At 39.8% G+C, this 20,912-nt stretch carries 19 protein-coding genes; 5 read left to right on the forward strand and 14 right to left on the reverse strand.

Translation table 11 applies throughout. The annotated features are described in order from the left end of the window. Positions 1 to 7: 7 nt before the first annotated feature. Genes G588_RS0108630 through G588_RS0108680 form a run of 11 tightly spaced genes read right to left on the reverse strand, consistent with a single transcriptional unit; the run spans position 8 to position 9,762 of the window. Positions 8 to 1,660, reverse strand: coding sequence for an AMP-binding protein (locus G588_RS0108630; RefSeq protein WP_022778335.1), 1,653 nt, complete (start codon positions 1,658 to 1,660; stop codon positions 8 to 10). A 31-nt stretch (positions 1,661 to 1,691) separates the two neighbouring features. Further along, positions 1,692 to 2,447: a carboxyltransferase subunit alpha gene (gene accA / locus G588_RS0108635; protein WP_022778336.1), complete on the reverse strand. Its 756-nt coding sequence runs from the start codon at positions 2,445 to 2,447 to the stop codon at positions 1,692 to 1,694. Between the two features lie 2 nt (positions 2,448 to 2,449). After that, a complete protein-coding gene (locus tag G588_RS0108640; protein WP_022778337.1) occupies positions 2,450 to 3,286 on the reverse strand; it encodes an acetyl-CoA carboxylase carboxyltransferase subunit beta in 837 nt (278 codons plus the stop codon). A 3-nt stretch (positions 3,287 to 3,289) separates the two neighbouring features. Further along, a complete protein-coding gene (locus G588_RS0108645; RefSeq protein ID WP_022778338.1) occupies positions 3,290 to 4,618 on the reverse strand; it encodes an acetyl-CoA carboxylase biotin carboxylase subunit in 1,329 nt (442 codons plus the stop codon). Position 4,619: 1 nt separating this feature from the next. Beyond that, positions 4,620 to 5,054: a 3-hydroxyacyl-ACP dehydratase FabZ family protein gene (locus tag G588_RS0108650; RefSeq protein WP_022778339.1), complete on the reverse strand. Its 435-nt coding sequence runs from the start codon at positions 5,052 to 5,054 to the stop codon at positions 4,620 to 4,622. A gap of 32 nt (positions 5,055 to 5,086) precedes the next feature. Beyond that, on the reverse strand, positions 5,087 to 5,530 hold the full coding sequence (locus G588_RS21490) for an acetyl-CoA carboxylase biotin carboxyl carrier protein (protein WP_022778340.1): 444 nt from the start codon (positions 5,528 to 5,530) through the stop codon (positions 5,087 to 5,089). 3 nt (positions 5,531 to 5,533) lie between these two features. Next, positions 5,534 to 6,775 carry a beta-ketoacyl-ACP synthase II gene (gene fabF, locus G588_RS0108660; protein WP_022778341.1) on the reverse strand — a complete coding sequence of 414 codons (1,242 nt, stop codon included), beginning with the start codon at positions 6,773 to 6,775 and terminating at the stop codon, positions 5,534 to 5,536. Further along, positions 6,768 to 7,511: a 3-oxoacyl-[acyl-carrier-protein] reductase gene (fabG, locus tag G588_RS0108665; protein ID WP_022778342.1), complete on the reverse strand. Its 744-nt coding sequence runs from the start codon at positions 7,509 to 7,511 to the stop codon at positions 6,768 to 6,770. The genes fabF and fabG overlap by 8 nt, the downstream gene beginning before the upstream one ends. A gap of 24 nt (positions 7,512 to 7,535) precedes the next feature. After that, the gene (locus G588_RS0108670; protein ID WP_026668670.1) at positions 7,536 to 8,468 is read right to left on the reverse strand and encodes an ACP S-malonyltransferase; all 933 of its coding nucleotides are present in this window, start codon (positions 8,466 to 8,468) and stop codon (positions 7,536 to 7,538) included. An 11-nt stretch (positions 8,469 to 8,479) separates the two neighbouring features. Then, complete coding sequence (gene fabK / locus G588_RS0108675; protein WP_022778344.1) at positions 8,480 to 9,409, reverse strand: enoyl-[acyl-carrier-protein] reductase FabK; 930 nt, start codon at positions 9,407 to 9,409, stop codon at positions 8,480 to 8,482. Positions 9,410 to 9,450: 41 nt separating this feature from the next. Continuing rightward, the gene (locus G588_RS0108680; RefSeq protein ID WP_081644299.1) at positions 9,451 to 9,762 is read right to left on the reverse strand and encodes an acyl carrier protein; all 312 of its coding nucleotides are present in this window, start codon (positions 9,760 to 9,762) and stop codon (positions 9,451 to 9,453) included. Between the two features lie 198 nt (positions 9,763 to 9,960). Here G588_RS0108680 and G588_RS0108685 point away from each other — a divergent pair, with 198 nt between their 5' ends. The 3 genes from G588_RS0108685 (at position 9,961) to G588_RS0108695 (ending at position 12,725) form a co-directional block, all read left to right on the forward strand. Further along, positions 9,961 to 10,809 (forward strand): MerR family transcriptional regulator, encoded by an 849-nt coding sequence (locus G588_RS0108685; RefSeq protein ID WP_022778346.1) that lies wholly within the window; start codon positions 9,961 to 9,963, stop codon positions 10,807 to 10,809. Positions 10,810 to 10,896: 87 nt separating this feature from the next. After that, complete coding sequence (locus tag G588_RS0108690; RefSeq protein WP_022778347.1) at positions 10,897 to 12,255, forward strand: MATE family efflux transporter; 1,359 nt, start codon at positions 10,897 to 10,899, stop codon at positions 12,253 to 12,255. Positions 12,256 to 12,440: 185 nt separating this feature from the next. Then, the gene (locus tag G588_RS0108695) at positions 12,441 to 12,725 is read left to right on the forward strand and encodes an HU family DNA-binding protein (protein ID WP_022778348.1); all 285 of its coding nucleotides are present in this window, start codon (positions 12,441 to 12,443) and stop codon (positions 12,723 to 12,725) included. Positions 12,726 to 12,819: 94 nt separating this feature from the next. On the opposite strand, the gene G588_RS0108700 is transcribed toward G588_RS0108695, so the two are convergent. Next, a complete protein-coding gene (locus tag G588_RS0108700; RefSeq protein ID WP_022778349.1) occupies positions 12,820 to 13,740 on the reverse strand; it encodes a hypothetical protein in 921 nt (306 codons plus the stop codon). Then, positions 13,740 to 14,567, reverse strand: coding sequence for a ParA family protein (locus tag G588_RS0108705; protein ID WP_022778350.1), 828 nt, complete (start codon positions 14,565 to 14,567; stop codon positions 13,740 to 13,742). Before G588_RS0108705 ends, G588_RS0108700 begins: the two co-directional genes overlap by 1 nt. Positions 14,568 to 17,843: 3,276 nt before the next feature. Between G588_RS0108705 and G588_RS0108710 the strand changes: the two genes are divergently transcribed. Both G588_RS0108710 and G588_RS0108715 read left to right on the forward strand, forming a co-directional pair. After that, positions 17,844 to 19,016: a replication initiation protein gene (locus tag G588_RS0108710; RefSeq protein WP_022778351.1), complete on the forward strand. Its 1,173-nt coding sequence runs from the start codon at positions 17,844 to 17,846 to the stop codon at positions 19,014 to 19,016. A gap of 254 nt (positions 19,017 to 19,270) precedes the next feature. Beyond that, entirely contained in the window at positions 19,271 to 20,572 is a 1,302-nt protein-coding gene (locus tag G588_RS0108715) for an ATP-binding protein (RefSeq protein WP_022778352.1), read from the forward strand. A gap of 33 nt (positions 20,573 to 20,605) precedes the next feature. Here G588_RS0108715 and G588_RS0108720 read toward each other — a convergent pair whose 3' ends face one another. Further along, positions 20,606 to 20,821 (reverse strand): hypothetical protein, encoded by a 216-nt coding sequence (locus tag G588_RS0108720; protein ID WP_022778353.1) that lies wholly within the window; start codon positions 20,819 to 20,821, stop codon positions 20,606 to 20,608. Positions 20,822 to 20,912 lie beyond the last annotated feature (91 nt).

The raw sequence follows: 20,912 nt of genomic DNA on the forward strand, positions 1-20,912 counted from the left end.
AAGAGCTTTATCCAACGTTTGCTTCATCCTGTTTGCGTATCATGGCTCTGCTGATCTTGCCGCTGGAACTCCTGGGCAGATCGTCCACGAATTTAATTATTCTTGGATATTTATATATAGCTGCCCTCTTTTTTACAAAATCCTGCAGCTCTGTGATAAGCTTCTGGCTGGCTTCATAACCTTTTTTAAGAATGATGCTGGCCTTAACCACATTTCCCCTGTTCTTAGAAGGGAATCCTGTTACAGCGCACTCAAACACCGCAGGATGCTTCATAAGGATATCCTCAACCTCGGAAGGGCCGATCCTGTAGCCGCTTGATTTAATTACATCATCGCCCCTTCCAAGGAAAAAGAAGTTCCCTTTTTGGTCACCTATAGCCTTATCCTTAGTGTGATAAACGCCTCCGCGCCAAACTTCCTCATATTGCTTCTCATCTCCCAGGTATCCCTTGAAAATTCCTATAGGGCGCCTCTCGGAGTCAGGAATTATCACTATTTCTCCCTCCTCCCCAGGTTTTGCAAGATTTCCTGCATCGTCCAGCAGCGCTATGTTATAAAGTGGTGAAGGCCTTCCGATTGACCCCGGAACCTGCACTCCATCCTCCGGTGTACATATCTGAAGTGCGGTCTCAGTCTGGCCGAAACCTTCTCGAATTACAAGGCCTGTTTTTTCTGTGAATTTAGCTGAAACCTCTTTAGGCATGGACTCTCCGGCGGTTGTAGCATAACAAAGGTTATTTAAATTAAAATCATTTATTTTTTCCAAAATTAAATATTTATATACCGTCGGAGGTGCACAAAAAGTATTTACTCCCTCCTCGGAAATTATTTTTAACAGATCAGCTGCATAGAACTGCTCATAATCATATACAAGGATCGCAGCTCCAAGGAACCATTGTCCGTAGAGCTTGCCCCAGGCTGTCTTGGCCCATCCGGAGTCGGCAACGGTCAGATGCAGGCCTCCTTTTTTTATTCCGTGCCATTTTTTTGCAGTATAAATATGTGCTATCGGATAAGAAAAGTCGTGAATAACTGCTTTTGGCGATCCGCTGGTTCCGGAAGTAAAATAATATAGCATGTCATCCTCTGCATTCGTAGTTATGCGAAATAAGTTGGCCGCTGCCCCTTCTAACAAACCGCTGAATTCTATGAAATCCTCATATTTTTCTCCAACAGCGATTTTTACTACATCAAATTTATCAACAGCATCTGCGACTTTCTTACATATATGCTCAGAATTAACACAGATCACAGCTTTACAACCGGAAATCTTTATTCTTTCCTCAATATCCTCGGAAGACACCATATGAGATGTGGGAATAGCCACCGCACCAATCTTATGAAGCGCAAGAATGCTGATCCAGAATTCATATCTTCTTTTAAGCAGCAGCATCACGCTATCATGCCTGTTTATTCCAAGTGACATAAATGCATTAGCTGCTTTATCGGTAAGCCGCTTAATATCAGCATACGAAAAAACTGTTCTCGCTCCCTCGGCGCTTACATGTACCATGGCAGTTCCATCAGGATTTTCAAGCGCCAGCCTGTCCATGACATCATAGGCAAAATTAAAATGCGGGGTCACCGAAGTCTCGATTTTAATTATTTCACCGTTTTTTCCTGTTATTTCTTTGTAATAATCTTCGTATATTTCAGACATTTTGCACCTCTTCTTCACAATATAAATAACATCAGTAACCAATTGTCCTGAATTTTCGGTACCTGCCTTCAATAAGCTCATTTAACTCAGTATTCATCAGTATTTCCAGCTCTTTTTCCATTTCCTTTTTAAGCCCTTTTTGGTCACCTTTGGGACAGATCCTGTCAATTATCCCTAGCTTATACAGATCTTTAGCCGTAAGAGACAGGGCTGCAGCAGCTTCAGGAGCTTTGTCAGTAGTTTTCCAGAGGATGTTTGCGCAGCTCTCGGGAGAAACCACGCTAAAATAAGCGTCTTCCATCATCCAGATCCGGTCGCTGTGACACAGCGCCAGCGCTCCTCCGCTTCCGCCTTCTCCTATTACAATTGATAAAATGGGGGTTTTCAGATCAGACATTTCAAACAGATTGTCGGCGATGGCCCTTCCCTGCCCGTTTTCTTCGGATAATAGATCGCAGTAGGCACCCGCAGTATCGACAAAGCAGATAACAGGCCTTTTAAATTTTTCCGCCTGTTTCATGAGCCTTAGGGCTTTCCTGTAACCCTCGGGCTTGGCACTTCCGAAATTATGAGTTATGCGTTCCTTGGTATTCTTCCCTTTTTCTACACCTATAACCGTAACCGCGGTATTTCCTAGCCTTCCGATGCCTGCGATCACAGCTTTATCATCGCCATGGAGCCTGTCCCCATGAAATTCGACAAAATCCTCAATAATCTCATTTATATAATCTATAGCGGTAAGACGTCCCTCTTCCCTGGCCGCCTTAACAATCTCATATGCATCCATAATTATTTCTCCCCATGAAGCTCCAAGAGCTTCCCAAGATAGTCCATCTGAACCTCTCTCGGCACAATATCATCAATAAACCCGCACTCCAGAACGCTCTCAGCCCTCTGAAAGCCCTTCGGTAGCGGCTGATTGGTGGTCTTTTCAACAATTCTGGGACCTGCAAAACCAACTCTTGCCCCCGGCTCCGCCAGAGTAATATCAGCCTGCATTGCGAAGCTTGCGTCAACGCCGCCCGTTGTGGGATTGGTCAGCAGCACTATATAGAGGCCGCCGCTGTTGCTATGCCTTTTAACCGCAGCTGACACCTTGGACATCTGCATAAGAGAGATCATTCCCTCCTGCATTCTGGCTCCGCCGGATACAGTAATTCCAAGAACAGGGAGCTTATTATCCGTGGCATATTCAAAGAGCCTTGTGATCTTCTCTCCCACAACAGCACCCATGGAGCCCATCATAAAATTCGCATCCATGGAAAAAATACATATTTTTCTTCCCCAAATGGTTGCTGTCCCGCATATAACGCCTTCATTTTCCCGGCTCTTTTCCCTGGCAGCCGCCAGCTTTTCTTCATATCCGGGAAAACTTATGATATTTTTGGACTCCAGATCTGCGTCCATCTCAATAAAACTTCTTTTATCCGTCAGCATCAGAATTCTTCTTCTGGCCCTTACGGTAAAATAATGTCCGCACTGCGGGCAGATAAAATAATTTTTTCTTATTTTGCTGACACTTATTTTATTTTCGCATTTTTTGCAGGTTATTTTTCTTCCCAACAGCTTATTTGGAGCACTTTCCAGCTCATTATCCGCCTTTAGGAATAATTTTTTTAATTCCATTTTTCACAGCACTTTCTTACAAATTCCGGTATCATAATTACCCGATACAAAACGACTGTTATTCATAAACTTCATAAAAATATCTCTATTATTGCTGACACCCACCAAGACAAATTCCGACAGGGCGCTCTTCATTTTTCTGATGGCTCCGTCCCTTGTGGAGGCGCATACGATCAGCTTTCCCAGCATGGAATCATAAAATGGTGTGATCTCGTAATTTGTATACAGCGCGGAGTCAAATCTCACATCCACGCCTCCCGGCACATGAAGGAGCTCAACCTTACCGGTAGCCGGTGTAAAGGTCGCCGAATCCTCCGCACAGATCCTGCACTCAATGGCATGTCTGTTCCTGAGAATATTATCCTGGTCGAAGGCAAGGGCCACTCCGGCAGCGGTTCGTATCTGCCATTCCACAATATCGATCCCGCATACCATCTCCGTAACCGAATGCTCCACCTGAAGCCTCGTATTCATCTCCATAAAATAAAAATCATTTCCATGGAGCAAAAATTCCACAGTGCCAACGGTCACATAACCAACGGCCTTTGCCAGGCCCTTTGCGGCCTCATACATTTTTTCTCTGACGTCCTCTGCAAGAACCGGAGCAGGACACTCCTCAATAAGCTTTTGATTTTTTCTCTGAACAGAGCAGTCCCTGTCACCAAGCGCCAGAACCTTCCCGTATTTGTCGGCGATTATCTGAACCTCCACGTGCTTCACACCCTCAAGGTATTTTTCCATGAAGACTTCGTCATCGGCAAAAGAGCTCTTTGCTTCTTTTTTTACCTGATAGAAGGCATTTTCCAGCTCAGCCTCTTCTCTTACGATTCTGATGCCCTTGCCTCCGCCTCCTGCTCTCGCCTTTAAAATAACAGGGTATCCTATTTCTTTTGCGACATTTACTGCTTCTTCCACATTTTTTAAAAGATCACTACCGGGGCAGATCGGAACATTTGCCTTTGTGGCAATTTCCCTTGCCAGCTCCTTCTGCCCCATTTTAGCCATAACCTCATAGCCGGGACCGATAAATGTTATCTCATTTTCTTCGCAAATTCTGGCAAATTCGGGATTTTCCGACAGCATTCCGTAGCCGGGGTGAATGGCCTCAGCCTCGGATTTTTTGGCAACGGTAATTATCGCAGCCATATTCAGATAGCTGTCCTTGACCAGCGGTCCGCCGATGCAATAGCTCTCATCAGCCATTTCAACATGCAGCGCATCCCTGTCGGCAGCTGAATATATAGCAACTGTTTTTATTCCCATTTCCTTGCAGGCCCTAATTACGCGGACCGCAACTTCGCCTCTGTTTGCAATAAGAATTTTCGAAAACATATCAGCTCTCCTTATCTTCTTTTACGATTGCAAAAGAAAAATCTCCGCTCATACATCTTTTTCCGTCCACCGACACCTCTCCGTGAAGCATGAACATAGGTGGACACTCTCTTAATATTTTTGTGTCGATCCTGATTGTATCTCCGGGCTTTATCATTCCCCTGAAGCGCACCTTATCAAGTCCTGTGTACACCGGAATGAACCCTTCCTGTGTCATCTTGTCAGCAAATAATACGCAGGCTGACTGCGCCATCATCTCACACTGAATAACTCCCGGTACGATGGGATTTCCGGGGAAATGCCCTTGAAGGAAATATTCATCGCCCTTTACGGTGTAATACCCCGTTGCCGTCCCATCCTCGTTTACGAAGGCCTCCTCCACCAGGAGCATGGGCTCTCTGTGGGGAAGGATTTTCATCAATTCTTCTTTATTCATTTTTTTCCTTTTTCTTTTTATTTTTCAGAAAATCATGCAACAACAAATAACATCTGATTGTATTCGACAAGCTCTCCGTCTTTCGCAGAAATTTCCACGATTTCGCCGTCAATTGGGGAAAGCACTTCATTGAGCATCTTCATGGCCTCTATGGTACAGAGGCAGTCGCCCTTTTTAACCTTGTCGCCTACCTTTACGGGTTCTTTCTCCCCAACTTTACCGTAGAAAATTCCAAGGAGAGGGGCCTTAACCTCTGTACCTTGCTTACTCTGTCCCTTGGGATTGGTTTTGCCACCGTCAATGCTGATTACATTATTATTTTTTTGCGGGGGTTCTTCTGCATTTTCCCTTACGACAACAGCCTCAGAAATATCAGCTTTTTTCTTAAGAGTTAATTCAAAATCTCCCTCTTTTACAGATAGTTCCGTTAGCCCAAGCCTTTCAAAAAGATCTCCGTAATCATTTAAAGAATTCATTTTTTATTCCTCTGTGTATTTCCTGAATGCAATACATGCGTTATGTCCACCAAAGCCAAGTGATGTGCTGATAGCATATTCGATATCTGCCTCCACAGCCTCATTAGGCGTATAATCAAGGTCACACTCCTCATCCTTTTCCTTGTAGTTGATGGTTGGAGGGATTATTCCGTCCTTGAGAGCAAGAACAGAAGCAATTGCCTCTACTGCGCCTGTTGCTCCCATCATATGGCCGGTCATGGATTTGGTTGAGCTAACATGAATATCATATGCTTTTTTACCAAAAACAGCCTTGATTGCCTTGGTCTCCATTGCATCATTTAAATGTGTTCCTGTACCGTGGGCATTGATGTAGATCTCGTTGTCATCGCTTATTCCCGCTTCTTTTACGGTATTCTTGATTGCTCTAATTGCGCCGTCTCCTTCAGGATCAGGAGCTGTTATATGATATGCATCAGCGGTATTTCCATAGCCGACAACCTCTGCAAGGATCTTGGCGCCGCGCTTCTTGGCGTGCTCATACTCCTCAAGAATGAGGATTCCCGCACCTTCACCCATTACAAAGCCGCCTCTTCTCTTATCGAAGGGAAGGCTTCCTTCATCGGGATTCTCTGCAAGATTAAGGGCCTGACAGTTTACAAATCCGGCCATGGCCAGCTCATTTATCGAAGCTTCGCTACCACCTGCTATTATTGCATCCGCATAACCGTGCTTGATTGCTCTGTAGGCCTCACCAATTGTGTGGGTTGATGTGGCACAGGCCGTAACCACCGGAAGTGTAGGTCCCTTAGCCCCGAACTTGATCGAAACTGCGCCTGCCGCCATATTACTGATCATCATGGGAACAAAGAAAGGAGACACCATCTCAGGGCCTTTTTCAGCCAGCTTGTTGGTCTCTCTGATGGTTGTGTTAATACCGCCTATTCCTGAGCCTATATACACACCAAAACGCTCTTTATCCAGGTCTGATTCGAGAATCCCACTCTGCTCAACTGCCTGCTTGGCTGCTCCCATGGCATATTGCATGAACAGATCTGATTTTCTGATCTCCTGCATGGTGTCATAACAGGATTTTGGTTCGAACCCTTTAACCTCCGCATCAAGACTTACCTTAAGCCTTGATGCATCAAAACGGCCGATTTTATCAATTCCGCAGACACCGTTTTTAAGACTATTCCAAAAAGTATCCAAATCATTTCCAACAGGGGTAATTACTCCCATGCCGGTTACAACTACTCTACACATACATTCCTCCGTCAACTTTGATCACTTCTCCTGTTATGTAAGATGAATTGTCGCTTCCCAGGAAAAGCGCCAGATTAGCCACATCTTCGGGTTTTCCCAGCCTTGCGATTGCGAGGGATTTTTTTAACTCTTCCTGAATATTCTCCGGGAGCTTCTCAGTCATCTGAGTCTCGATATATCCCGGTGCAATAGCATTACACCTGATATTTCTTCTTCCGTATTCCTTGGCAACAGACTTGGTAAAGCCTACAATTCCCGCCTTGGAAGCGGCATAATTGGTCTGTCCTTTATTTCCCATAAGTCCAACGACGGAACTGATATTTACGATATTTCCGCTTCTCTGCCTTATGAAATTTCTGATAAATGCCCTTGTCATATACATGGTTCCCTTGAGATTCACGTTAATAACATCGTCAATATCCATTATTCCCAGGCTTGGAAGAAGGTTATCTCTTGTTATTCCGGCATTATTTACCAGAATATCCACTTTACCGAAATCCGCCATGATTTCCTCTGCAACCGAAGCAACCTGCTCTGCATCAGAAATATCGCAGGTATAGAGCCTTACGGTTCTTCCGGTCTGTTCCAGCTCCATAACGACGCTTTTTGCTTCATCGGTAACACGTGTTGCGATAATAGCCAGGTCAGCTCTGTTTTCTGCGAATTTACCGGCAATTGCCTGACCTATTCCTCTTGTTCCGCCGGTAATTACCGCGACTTTCCCTTCTAAGATCATATATCCACCTCTTTCCCTATAGTCTTAAGCTCCTGCAAGAGCCTCTTTGACCTTCATAAGGGATTCCATATCACTTACGTTATAAATCTTTGCCTCCGGGGCGATTCTTTTTACAAAACCTGACAGAGTCTTACCGGGGCCGCACTCGATAAAGGTGTCGATTCCGTCCTTTACCATGTTTCTGATGGTTTCTTCCCATCTGACGCTGTTAGATGCCTGAAGTGCCAGTGTTTCAGCTATTTCCTCTTCTTCCGAAGGGTAAGGAGTACCTGTCATATTGGCATAGAGCGGTATTTCAGTGCTATTTATGTTATATAACTTCTTTTCCTTCAAGACGCTGCGTACTTCCTCGGAAGCGCCGCCCATATATGGTGTGTGAAAAGGGCCTGATGTGGCCAGCTCGACGTATCTCACCTTTTTTTCGGATAAGATTTCCATCAGATGTTTCATTTCATTCTTTTTGCCGGAAACCACGATCTGTCCCGGACAATTATAATTAACGGGATATACGCCCGTTTCCTCACAGACTTTTTCAAGCTCCTCTTTGTCCATGCGAAGAACAGCTATCATGACACCCTCATGCTCAGTTGCGGCTTTATTCATTGCCTTTCCTCTGGTGCATACAAGCTTAAAGGCATCCTCTTTTGACATAGCGCCTGTTATTGCAAGTCCTGCGACCTCACCCAGTGAGAAGCCTGCGGCTGCGTCAGGATTAATTCCCTCGTTTTTTAATGCCATAGCACTGGCCATATCCGCGAGAAAGACGCAGGGCTGTGTATTTTCTGTCTGCTTAAGTTCCTCTTCCGTGCCAGAAATTATCTGAGCAAGAGTTCCCGGCCTTATAGCCTCTGCAACTCCGAAAAAGTCATGTACTTCTTTGATGTTTTCAAAAAATTCCCTGGCCATACCCGGATACTGACTCCCCTGTCCGGCCATTAAAAACGCTATTTTTCCCATACTTCCTCCGGTCATGCCCCCATAAGTGCGAAGGCATCTCTGCATATACCGGTGATGATCTCTTCACAGGTATTCTCACTGTTTACAAGGCCTGCTATCTGTCCGCACATACAAGATCCTGTTTTCACATCTCCTTCAATTGCGGCTCTTCTGAGAGCACCTGCTCCCATTTTTTCGAGAACTTCTGCCGGTGTAGTGCTATCTGACTCCATTTCATTAAAATCACGTGTCATTCTGTTTTTCAGTGCCCTGACAGGATGACCGAGCCTTTTTCCTGTAACGATGGTATCTCTGTCCTTGGCCTTCAGAACCTTTTCCTTGTAATTGGGATGAACATTGCACTCCCTGGCTGTAAGAAATCTTGTACCCATCTGCACAGCCTTGGCCCCCAGCATAAATGCAGCTGCCATTCCTCTTCCGTCGGCAATTCCGCCCGCTGCAATGACAGGTATATTTACAGCATCTACAACCTGTGGAACAAGGGCCATTGTTGTGGTTTCACCGACATGTCCGCCGGATTCACAACCTTCTGCTATTATTGCGCTGGCGCCCATTCTCTCGGTCATTACCGCAAGAGGTACACTCGCTACTACGCATATAACAGTCACTCCTGCGTTTTTGAGTTTCTCCATATACTTGGCAGGGTTGCCTGCTCCGGTCGTGACAACTTTAATTTTTTCTTCGCAGACCACGTCCACCGCCTCTTCGATAAAAGGACTCATAAGCATAAGATTTACACCAAATGGCTTATCTGTAAGAGCCTTTGCTTTTTTGATCTGCTCTCTCAGCTGCTCCCCATTGGAATTCATTGCCGCTATAAGCCCAAGACCGCCGGCATTTGAAACTGCAGCTGCCAGTTCCGCATCAGCTATCCAGGCCATTCCGCCCTGGATAACCGGGTACTCGACACCAAGCAGCTCACAAATCGGATTTTTTTCCATTTTTGCTCCTCCGAATATGTAATATCGTCTGTTATGAGATATTACTGCTTCTCAATCAGCTCAACCAGTTTGTCGATTGTTGTGATCTCCTGTGAAAGCTCAATCTTGCAATCGAGCTCCTCCTGCATCTGCATAACAAGCTCCATGATATCCAGTGAATCCAGTCCGATATCTGTAAAAGTTGCGCTTGAACTGATCTCTGACTCCTCCTTGTCAAGATACTCTGCAATGATTCTGATGATTGTTCCCTTTACGTCTTTCATTTTTTCATTCTCCTTTTCTTTTTTTGAATTCATTTTTAGGTATTCCCTTTTTGTACACCTTACATTCCCTTTTAGGTAACCGATGTACATTTGGCATTGATTTCGTACTTTTCTTTGCTACAATAAACTTGGGGGTTACCCCCAGGTCAATACATTTTATTCAATTATTTTTTTTCGCCAAAAAACAGCTTTAAAATCGACTCGAAATTTGGCCTATTTTAGGCGTGAAAAATACTTTTTTGACTTGTTTATCGTCAAATAATCAAAAATCGAAATTTAGGGGCAAATATGGGCAAAAATGATTATTCGGGTAATGAACTCGATTATTCACTCAGCGTTGGTCAATTCGCCAAGCTCTGTGAGACCACAAGAGACACTTTGAGATATTATTATGAGCAGGATATTCTCGTTCCAAGGATCGATCCCGAAAACGGATATCATTATTATTCCGCTTCTCAGATCAGCTCATTCTTTTTTATCACAACCATGAGACAGGCCGGCTGCTCAATCAAAGAAATCAAAAATATTATTCATAATTCCACCAAGGACAGCCTGACAAGAATGGTTAATTCCAAAATTACCGATATGCAGCGGGAATTATATTTAATAAATAAAAAAATCAGTTCCCTGCACCTTGCAATGTGGATCCTCGGAAAATATGATTCAGACAGCACCGGAATTCCCATGCTGGATCAGATTCCGGAAATAAGCATAACTCAGACGCTAATTTCCAATAAAGGCGGAGCTTTCCATACCGCTGACATAGCCTCAGATATATCCGTGCACCTGCGGCATACCTCCGGAGAAGGTGCACTGTCCAATTTTCCAACCGGTGTAACTATTTCTTACGAAGATCTTTTAGATAAAAAATATGTTTACAACAGTATCGTAAGTTTATCGCTGCTTCCCGCAGACGACCTTCAAAGTAAGCCAATCCCCAGCACCAGGGCTGTAATATGTTATCACGGCAACTCAGAAATAAATATTGAAAAATCCTATGAAAAAATAACAGATTTTATTCAAAAGAATAAATTAAAAGCCTGTTCCAACTTGTATTCAATCAGCCTTTTTAATTTATACAGCAAAGAAAAAACCCATAAATATTTCAAATATTTATTTATCTGTGTTGAACCATAATAATTCATAAAAAGGTCTTATTTTTATTTTTTTAATCTGTTATACTGTGTACTTTGTAAAAGAGAAATAGAGAGTAAAGGAATTATCATGAACACAAAAGAGAACAAGATGGGCGTTATGCCCGTAAAGCAGCTGATCATCAGCATGTCACTTCCAATGATGCTCTCAATGCTTGTGCAGGCTCTGTACAACATTGTTGACAGTATTTTCGTAGCCCAGATCGGCGAAGGCGAATATGCTCTTACTGCCGTAACACTGGCCTTCCCTATGCAGAATCTTATGATTGCCCTGAGCTCCGGTACCGGCGTCGGCATCAATGCACTCCTTTCAAGATCCCTTGGTGCAAAAGATTTTGACAAATCGGATTCCGCCGCCAATAACGGTCTGCTCCTGACATTTTTTAATTACATCGTATTTTTGATCATCGGAATATTTTTTGCCGGCAGATTTATCAACACTCAGACTACGAATCCTGTGATCAGGGAATACGGCGCAGAATACCTCGGAATCATCTGTTGCTGCTCACTTGCACTGTTTTTCCAGATGACATTTGAGAGACTTCTGCAGTCAACCGGAAAGACCATATACAGCATGATTTCTCAGGGAACAGGCGCTATTATTAACATTATTTTTGATCCGCTTCTGATTTTCGGAATCGGCCCCTTCCCCGAACTTGGAGTTGCGGGTGCTGCTTACGCCACAGTATTCGGACAGTTTGTTGGCTGTAGCATCGGAATATTCTGCAATCTGAAGTTCAACAAAGAGATCAACTTTGCATTCAAAAAGATCATCACACCTGATTTATCAACCATCAAAGATATCTATTTTGTTGGTATACCCTCGATTTTGATGATGTCAATCGGCTCCGTAATGACCTATTTGATGAACCTGATACTCGGTACCTTCTCATCGACCGCAACTGCTGTATTTGGTGTATATTTCAAGCTTCAGAGCTTCTTCTTTATGCCTGTATTCGGTCTTAACAACGGACTTATACCTGTTCTTGCATATAATTACGGCGCAAGAAATAAAGAGCGTATTAAAGAAGCCCTTAAGTTCGCTCTCATCCTTGCATTATCAATTATGTGTGTCGGAACAGTATGTTTCCTTGCTATTCCCGAGACTCTGCTGCATATGTTCAATGCATCGGAAGATATGGTAAAAATCGGTATTCCCGCCCTTCGTACTATTTGCTTATCCTTCCCTCTTGCAGGCATATGTATAGCCATGGGATCTATATTCCAGGCCTTTTCCAAGAGTTTTTACTCACTGATCATCTCAGTAGGCCGTCAGCTCGTGGTTCTTATCCCCGCATCATGGCTTTTATCCAAGACAGGAGTACTTAATAATGTCTGGTTTGCCTTCCCTATTGCTGAATTGGCATCCCTGGTACTTTCAAGCTTCTATTTCCGTAAGCTTTACAAATCTACAGTTTCAACCATGTGATGTCATCTGTTTTTCGGTAGAATAATTTATAAAAAGTATTGAATTAAGCGGTTTTTAAGTATTATGCACTAAAAACCGCTATAATTTTTGGCATTTTTACGAACCAAACGTCTTGTATCATGCATAAAATGGGTGTAAAATTTTTTTTGTAGTTGAAAACACTCTATTTGAGGGAGGTAAAATCCATGAATAAGACAGAACTTGTTGATGCTATCGCAAAAGAGACCGGTCTTTCCAAGAAGGACTCCGAGAAGGTTGTTAAGGCTTTCACAGACACTGTTTCTAAGGAGCTTAAGAAGAAAGGCAAAGTTCAGCTTGTAGGCTTTGGTACATTCGAGACCGCTAAGAGAGCAGCCAGAACAGGTAAGAACCCTCAGACCGGCGCCAGCATCAAGATTCCTGCAGCTACAGTTCCTAAATTCAAGGCTGGTAAGGCCCTTAAGGACGCTGTTAACGGCAAGAAGAAATAATTCAAATATGCTATATAAAAAGCCTTGAGACATATGCCTCAAGGCTTTTTTGCTGTATCTGATCACTATTATATCTATACTCTGAAAGATGCTCTTACTGTCTTCCTCTGAGTCTTTCTTCCAGTTCCTTATGAGCCTGATAGATATCCATATTCTTGAGCATATCCTGCTCGATAAGACTTCTGATATACTTTGTGGCTGACATATTGGCTGCTTTAGCCATATGTTCTACATAGTCCCTGTATCCCCTGATATCAAGAAGAAGGAATTTGTCCTTCTCATATCTGCTGCTCTTTTCGCCGGAATTAGCTGCAGCTCTGCCTCTTCTTGCAGGCTGAGCCGGAGTCTGAACACTCTGCTGGTATGCTGCATATTGATTGTACTGAGGCTGTACAACAGGCTGGTTCATATACTGAGGAACCTGCTGCGGCACAGGCTGTGAATACTGGAGCTGCTGAGTATATGCAATAGTCTGCTCCTGAGGCTGCACGTACGTTGGAACAGGCTGACTTACAGGCTGATTAACCGGTGCAGTCACTGGCTGATTCATGGGTTGATTCATATATGCGGGAGCCTGCTCTGTGACCTTCTGGAGCATATCCTGCGTATTTGGCTGTTGAACATATTGAGAAGGCTGTGGCTCCTCGACAAATACTGGCTCTTTAGGCTGTGGAACAACCGGCTCATCGACCTGTTTTTCGTTGACTAATTCGGTTGACGAAGGAGTAACGCTTGATATCTTATCATTTTCAGATTCAACTGTTTCCTGCGCAGCTACTGGCTTTTCGGCTTCTTTCTTAACCGTTTCTTTAACCTCAGGCTTTGGCGCTTCTGCTTTTTTTGTGGGAGCCTTTTCTTTTGTCTCCTTAGACTCTTCTTTTGCTTCTTCTTTTGCCTTTTCAGGAGCTTTTTTGTCTTCAGTTTCAGATGCTGCGCTAAGCGGCTTCATACCCTGAAATAGTCCCGTTCCTGTCTTCCTGGCGCCCTGTTTCAACATACTCGCTTTACTGGCCATTACTCATCCCCTCCTAAATACTCATCAATAAAGTCATCATAGTCTCTTGCTGCCTGAGATCCGCCTGCATATGAAAACAGATCCATCTTCATTGTCTGTGCCTCTTCTACCGATACATTAAGCCTGATCTTTGAGTCAAATACCTTTGTTCCCAGAAGTTCTGCCTTCTCTTCTATATCACCGATCCAAATCTTTGAATTGGAAGTATTTCTAACCTTTGTTACCAGGATTCCTGCTACTTTAAGCTTATCATTGGTGAAATCATGAATCTGGTCAATGAACTTGTAGAGTCTTGATAATCCCTGAAGTGAGTATGCACCGGGCTCCAGGGGAATAATAACTTCATCTGCCACAGTAAGGATGTTCATAAGAACCACACCTAGGGCCGGACTGCAGTCAAATACGCAGAAATCATACTCTTTTTTGATCTTCTTGAAGGCGTTCTTGATAAGTCTCTCTCTTGCCACCATATTAAAGGTCATATCAGCAGATGCCAGGTCAATTCCGCCAATAATCAGGTCCAGATTCTCCTGAATAGGAATAATCGCCTTATTTATGTCCTTATCGCCGCTCATTACTTCAAAAAGCTTGGCAGGTACATTATCGTAAAAGTATTTCTGTTCATCTTCAGTAAGTGACTCTATATCCTCAGGATCCGGATCAATCTCATTAAGGTCGATTCCTGCTGTCATTGAGAGGTTTTCCTGTGGATCTGCGTCTACAACCAGTACTTTGTACCCCCTTTTTGCCAGGCCTACAGCCATGGCATAACTGGATGTAGTCTTAGCTACACCACCCTTCTGATTACTGAAAGCAATAATACGCATATCTCCTCCTATAAAACATATATATCTTATTTATTTTCACTTTTTTCCCTGAATTATTATATCCTTATTTTTATTTACTTTCAATATGTAATATCGAATATATTTTAAAAATAATATATATAACATATTTAATTCATTGAATAATCATATAAGATATACATGTTATATATGTAAACAACTTTAAATATTATTCTTAAATAAATTATATATCACAAATAACTTAAATAGAATCACATTATATAATCTATATACTACATAAGTTATATAATGTGTATATCATTATATCTATATCTTATATAAATAATATAATACTCCATTTTTTTGTATGATATAGCTATTAAATATGTTATATATGTAATCTATATTATATTATCTCAAAATTATTATTTATGATATATATGTATTATTATATCTATATACAAAATATATTCATAATGTTATATATACAAAATACATGTGTATCTATGTTTTGTTATATATAACTTATATGTTTTATATTTCCATTTTCTATATAACATCTTTTTCTGGATTTGATCCTGAAGCAATCTAAAGCAGCATTGTTATATATATTATATAACTATAACTCAGCATCATTGTAAAAGCTTTCTGCTGTAGAAAGCCTGGTACAGTAGCTTATGTTCTTTTATATCTTAAACGCTCAAGCAATATTAATTATATATGTTATATATGTATTTCAAATCAGTAACCTTTCTGATGCGAACCCGAAGTTACTGGTATGTTATATATCTTCTATATTAAATATATTTTGTATGATTTGTTAGTTTTTCAAATTTGAATCTATATAACATATGAATTATATATCATATATATTTATTATATTCTCTAAACATATATCATATATATCTAAAATAATTGCTATATATAAATAATATATACATGTTATGTATCTTATATTTATTACCATATTTATGTTATATATATTGTGTGTACACAATTATGTATATATGTTATATATTTATAATGCATCTATATTATATATCTTTTATATCTTTTATTATTTATAAATCCATTATATTTTCAATATCTAATATAACTAATATAGCAATTATTTATAATATATATTTGATTTATCTCAATTAATACATATATATGAAATAATCTCTATATTTAATATATTATATATTTTATAATTAATATAAATATTGAATAGTAAATGAATATTTGATATAATTGATATGTATTAATTAGAATATTTACGTTTTATATATTATTTATACTTTATATTTTATATGTAATCATTTTCATTTAAACATAGAAAGCAAACAATTCCCACCTGGAAACGCAGATTACCAGAATCAGATCTGAAACCCGGAAGTGAACAGGCCTTAACATCATGAAAATATTAATATTGATCAAGTTTTGTAGCGATATTAATCATTATTTGATGTATTAAGTTTTAATTATGGTTTTGGTGCAATTGATGGGATGGTGCCATTGAAAAAAGAATAAAATATTTAAGTGATAATTTATAAATTTCAATATCATAATGTTGCAAGACTCAATTATATATAAAATGCTGAAATTATCGATTATATAGTAATTGGATGCAAATTTATTACATATTTTTGCATTTTTTCTTTCAATTTTAATAAATATGTATCACAAAAATGATATAATAGCATATGTAATATTCCTGCAATTTACAAGGATTTCGCTGTTTATTAAGTTTCGATTGAATAATTCTAGATATTTTTAATTTATAAACTTTATATTTTCTTAACTATTAACCGTCTTGGTCAGTTATGAGATTTAATCGGTCAATAGAACATATTATTTGTCTTTATATATTGCAAGTAAAAAATGAATGTTATCAAATAAATTCCCATATAATATAATGCCTATAATCAAAAACTATATTTAGTATCTAAAGTAATAGTCTAAATAATTTCAGCTTATTAAATCTATAATTTATTTTATATTTGTCTTGCAATCATTCATTATTCAAAATTGTAAATCATGATTTAATTTATTAAATTCAAGTCATTTTGTTGTTTTTATTGTATTCAAAATGTTTAAATTGATCTTATATTTTAATTTCTTTCATTTTTTTCTTTTTTTAACCTATTTTTTTTTAATTTTCATCGTTATTATTCCTTTATAGGCATTTAATTAAAAATATTGATAATCTATCTATACAAGCATTTATTTTCTTATAGATGATTGTTATGATCCTAAGGACATTCTTTTGAATACCTGGTTTGACAGCCTGTAGTTTGTTTAAATTTAATTAATAAACTACAATTCATTTATTAATTAGAACTTCAGGTATTACAGACCAGCTCTGGATTTGATGCTTTTAAGGTGACTTAAATGGGGTTAAAAAGAGACATAAAAGGGATTAAAAGGTTATAGTTTCTGGGATATAAGGTGATATAAAAGGGAATAAATCATACTGCGATAAAAGTGCAGTAAAAAGGTTCCAAAAGCGTATAAAAAGGGATAAAAGGTGACTAAAAAGGGAAATGCAGTTTTAATAAAACTTCTTAGTGACAAAAGCTTCATAACCCCAGTAAACATGCGCTTTCCAATAAACAATAACATAATTTAGGTGACTGAAAAGGGAATATAATGGTGCATAAAAAGGGAATAGTATATGCCGGAAACTGTCATCCAGGAAAGTAACAGGTTGGAAAAGTCTCTCAATATGATAAAGGTGAACAAAAAGGGAATACACGAAATCCCTTTTTGTTCACCTTTTTAGAATTAAAGTCCTCAAAAGAGGAGATAAGTACACCGGTGACCTGAATAATATAGAAATTCGATCTATTTAATGGTTTAAAAGCACTTATTGGATGAAAGTATTTGAAGTTTTCGAGGGGATAAAACAACGAATTACGCTGCAATATAGAGCTAAATGCACGGAAATGAATAAATATCAGTGGAAAAAGTTAAGATTTTAGATATTAGGAGAATAAAATAGGTGTTAAAGGTGAACAATAAGGGAAGAATATATACCATAGTAGTCAATTCAAATTGGTCAATGGTATACAAAAAGGGCGCCCCTATCTGTATAGGTGCATAAAAAGGGAAATAATTGCGTTGACCAAAAAGGTTTACTTGAAATAGTGGAATGATGCAGTGAAACCCACTAAATATGGGAAATTTTGCTTGAAAGTGACAATAAAAGGAATATAATAATTAATAAGGTTTACAAAAAGGGAATGTTATCTAATGAATTATATTCAATGGTGACTGGAAAAGGAAGATTCTATCGTCCCTTTAGGTGTACAAAAAAGGAATAGTATTGGGGGAGATATGCAAAAAGAAGAAAAAGAACAGCTCATTGTCAGTCACAAGACCTATAATAAATCAAATGAATTGATCAATGCAATGGGAAAGGGCACAGCCCTTTCCCAGAAGCTATTTGCTATTGGTATGCAGCATATAGAAATAGATGATACCAATAACGTAGTGGCCACTATTTACGGCCCGGAGCTTCGTAAGATGTTTAAGTCAAGTTCTGGTTCGCTATATGAGCACATCGAGGCGCTGTGCGATCGCCAGGTTAAAGGATCAACCATTTTTGACTGGAATCTTCTTATGAAGGACAAGGAAAACGGCAAAATAGAGGCTCATCAGGTGGTAACCGATGCATCCTTCAAAAATGGCACTCTTACATTAAGATATAACAATTCACTTACTGATAAGATAGTCAATCTGAAGAAAGGTTACACAGTCCTTAGTTTATCCGAGACTCTTAGTCTTAAGAGCGTATATTCCTTAAGGCTATATGAGATGCTTCTTTCAGCTTATGACCGTAAGGCTTATATCACCAAAGAGGACGGCGTTCAGGTATTTGATTATGATCTGACAGAGCTCAAGCTTGATCTGGGAGTCATCAATTCCGGTGGTAGCAAGGAGATCAAGAACGAACTGGCCAAGGATTACCCCGATTATGACAAAATTGAGGAAATTGCCGAGAAACTGGGGCAAACCAAGTACAAGGAATACAAGATATTCAACCGTAATGTACTAAGTAAGACCAAGGAAGAGCTCAACAAAAAGACATGCCTCGAAGTAGATTATGATCCAATAAAAAGCGGCAGAAAGACCGTAGGAATCAGATTCTTTGTAAATAAAAAAGGTGTTGCTGTTACCAAAGAGAAGGCTACACCTGCTAATAAGGATGAGATTTTTGATGAAATAATCCAGCTTTTGATGGGGGATTTCAAGGTTAAGGAAATCCGGGAAATAGCCGAGATTGCTGAGTATGACATTGAGAAAATCAGAAAAGCATATGAATATATGCAGGCTTACAACAAAGAAATTGAGGTTCCGATTGCCTTTATGAAGGAATGCATCAAGAATGAGTACTACCTGAACAAGGCTAAACCCAAGAAACCCGGTAGCAATAACTCATTTATGAACTTTGAACAGCGCACGGATTATGATTTTGAAGCGCTGGAGAAAATGCTTGTTGATAATTAAGAGATTAGGGATATCCTATATATGTTATATAACATATATAGGATATTTTGTATATTCACAAATGACAAAAATGTAGATTTTATCGGGCTTTATAATATTGCAATATAAATTTGATATTTTATATTTGTTATATATCTTATATTTGGTATTGAATCAAAATCATTGCAAAAAATAATAAGAAATTCAACTGAAAATGCAGTAGAGAAAAAACAAAAAGTCTGAAATAATAAAAGGTAAAGCGGTCGGAGGTGCATATGGAAAGGATTGTAGCCAAACTTTTAATATACGGAGATCTTCCTAAGGATTCGATACTTCTTAATCTTTCAACAGTCTGTAGGGATCTTCACAGCAATAATTATAACAAAGAGGAGCTTATATCAAGGGTATACAAGGAGGTAAAAAAGCTTCTGGTTCTTGGAACAAGCTGCGCATTTGACAAGAATCTATGGCATAATTATCTGACTTATCTTCTTATCATGGACGAGAACCCCTTTAGTCTTACCTGTGAGAAGGTGGGAAGTAAGGATGGCAGCGTCAATCATTTTGCCAAAAATGATTTTCACGCTTACCGTGAATTGTTTAATTATGACTTTTCAGAGCTTGAGGAGAAGCTTGGCATAGACTGTTTTTCCTGTATAACGGATTACAGGTCAATAGACAAGCCGGAGCTAATGTACAACTCCAACGTCAGTGAAAAAGTCCGTGGGCTAAGCGAGTTGTTGGAAAAAACCACCTCGGATGAAGAGTTTTTTGACTGTATCACAGATTTTTACAAGAGAATAGGTGTCGGCTCCTTTGGTCTTAACAAGGCCTTCAGGATCAGGGAGTGTACAAGTGGCGAAGTTGAGTTTACGCCCATCAATAATATGGACAAAGTGGTCTTAAATGACCTTGTAGGGTACGAAATTCAGAAGAAAAAGCTAATAGACAATACCAAGGCCTTTGTGGCCGGGAAAAAGGCAAATAACGTCCTTTTATTTGGCGATAGCGGCACAGGTAAATCTACCAGCATCAAGGCGATCGTAAATGAGTTCTATGGCGACGGCCTTAGAATGATAGAGATATACAAGTATCAGTTCAGACTCCTGTCACAGCTGATTGCTCAGCTAAAAAACAGGAATTATAAGTTTATTATTTACATGGATGATCTGTCTTTTGAGGAAGATGAATCTGACTATAAATTCCTCAAGGCTGTAATTGAGGGCGGTGTGGAGACAAAGCCCGATAATATCCTCATTTATGCAACCTCCAACAGGAGACATGTTATCAAAGAGACCTGGAGAGACAGAAGAGATGTGGAGCAGGATGGTGATATTCATCGATCTGACACAATGGAAGAGAAATTGTCCCTTGCCAATAGATTTGGTGTAACAATAGGCTATTACAAGCCATCAAGACAGGAATTTTATGACATTGTCACGGAACTGGCTGCAAGGCACGATATCACCATGGAGAAAGAAGAGCTGCTTAGAGCAGCGGACAGATGGGAGCTCAATCACGGAGGAATATCCGGAAGATGCGCCCAGCAGTTTATCAATTATCTTTTGGGACAATAAAAAAGCATACGACAACACGCGTTATCATATGCTTTAAGGATTCCATTTTAAATTGGGACAGTCATAGGCGCAGCCCTGAAGGCTCTCGTTCCTGACTTCGCAAGAGGCATTTCTGCAGTCGCGGCACCTGAAGGTATAGTGGTAAGAATACCGTATTTTACAGGCTTTACAGCAGAAGGGCATATTACTGTTTCTGGCGGTAAATGTTCTTCCGCAGCCCATACATTGTTTAACAAGATTGTGGGACATAGGCCACCTCCTTATATAATAATTATTTACTAAATATACGCAGAATCAATTAAATTGCGATAAAATGATGATAAAATAAAAAATATAGAGC

This window comes from Butyrivibrio sp. AE3009 (assembly GCF_000420845.1).
GTDB lineage: Bacteria > Bacillota > Clostridia > Lachnospirales > Lachnospiraceae > Butyrivibrio.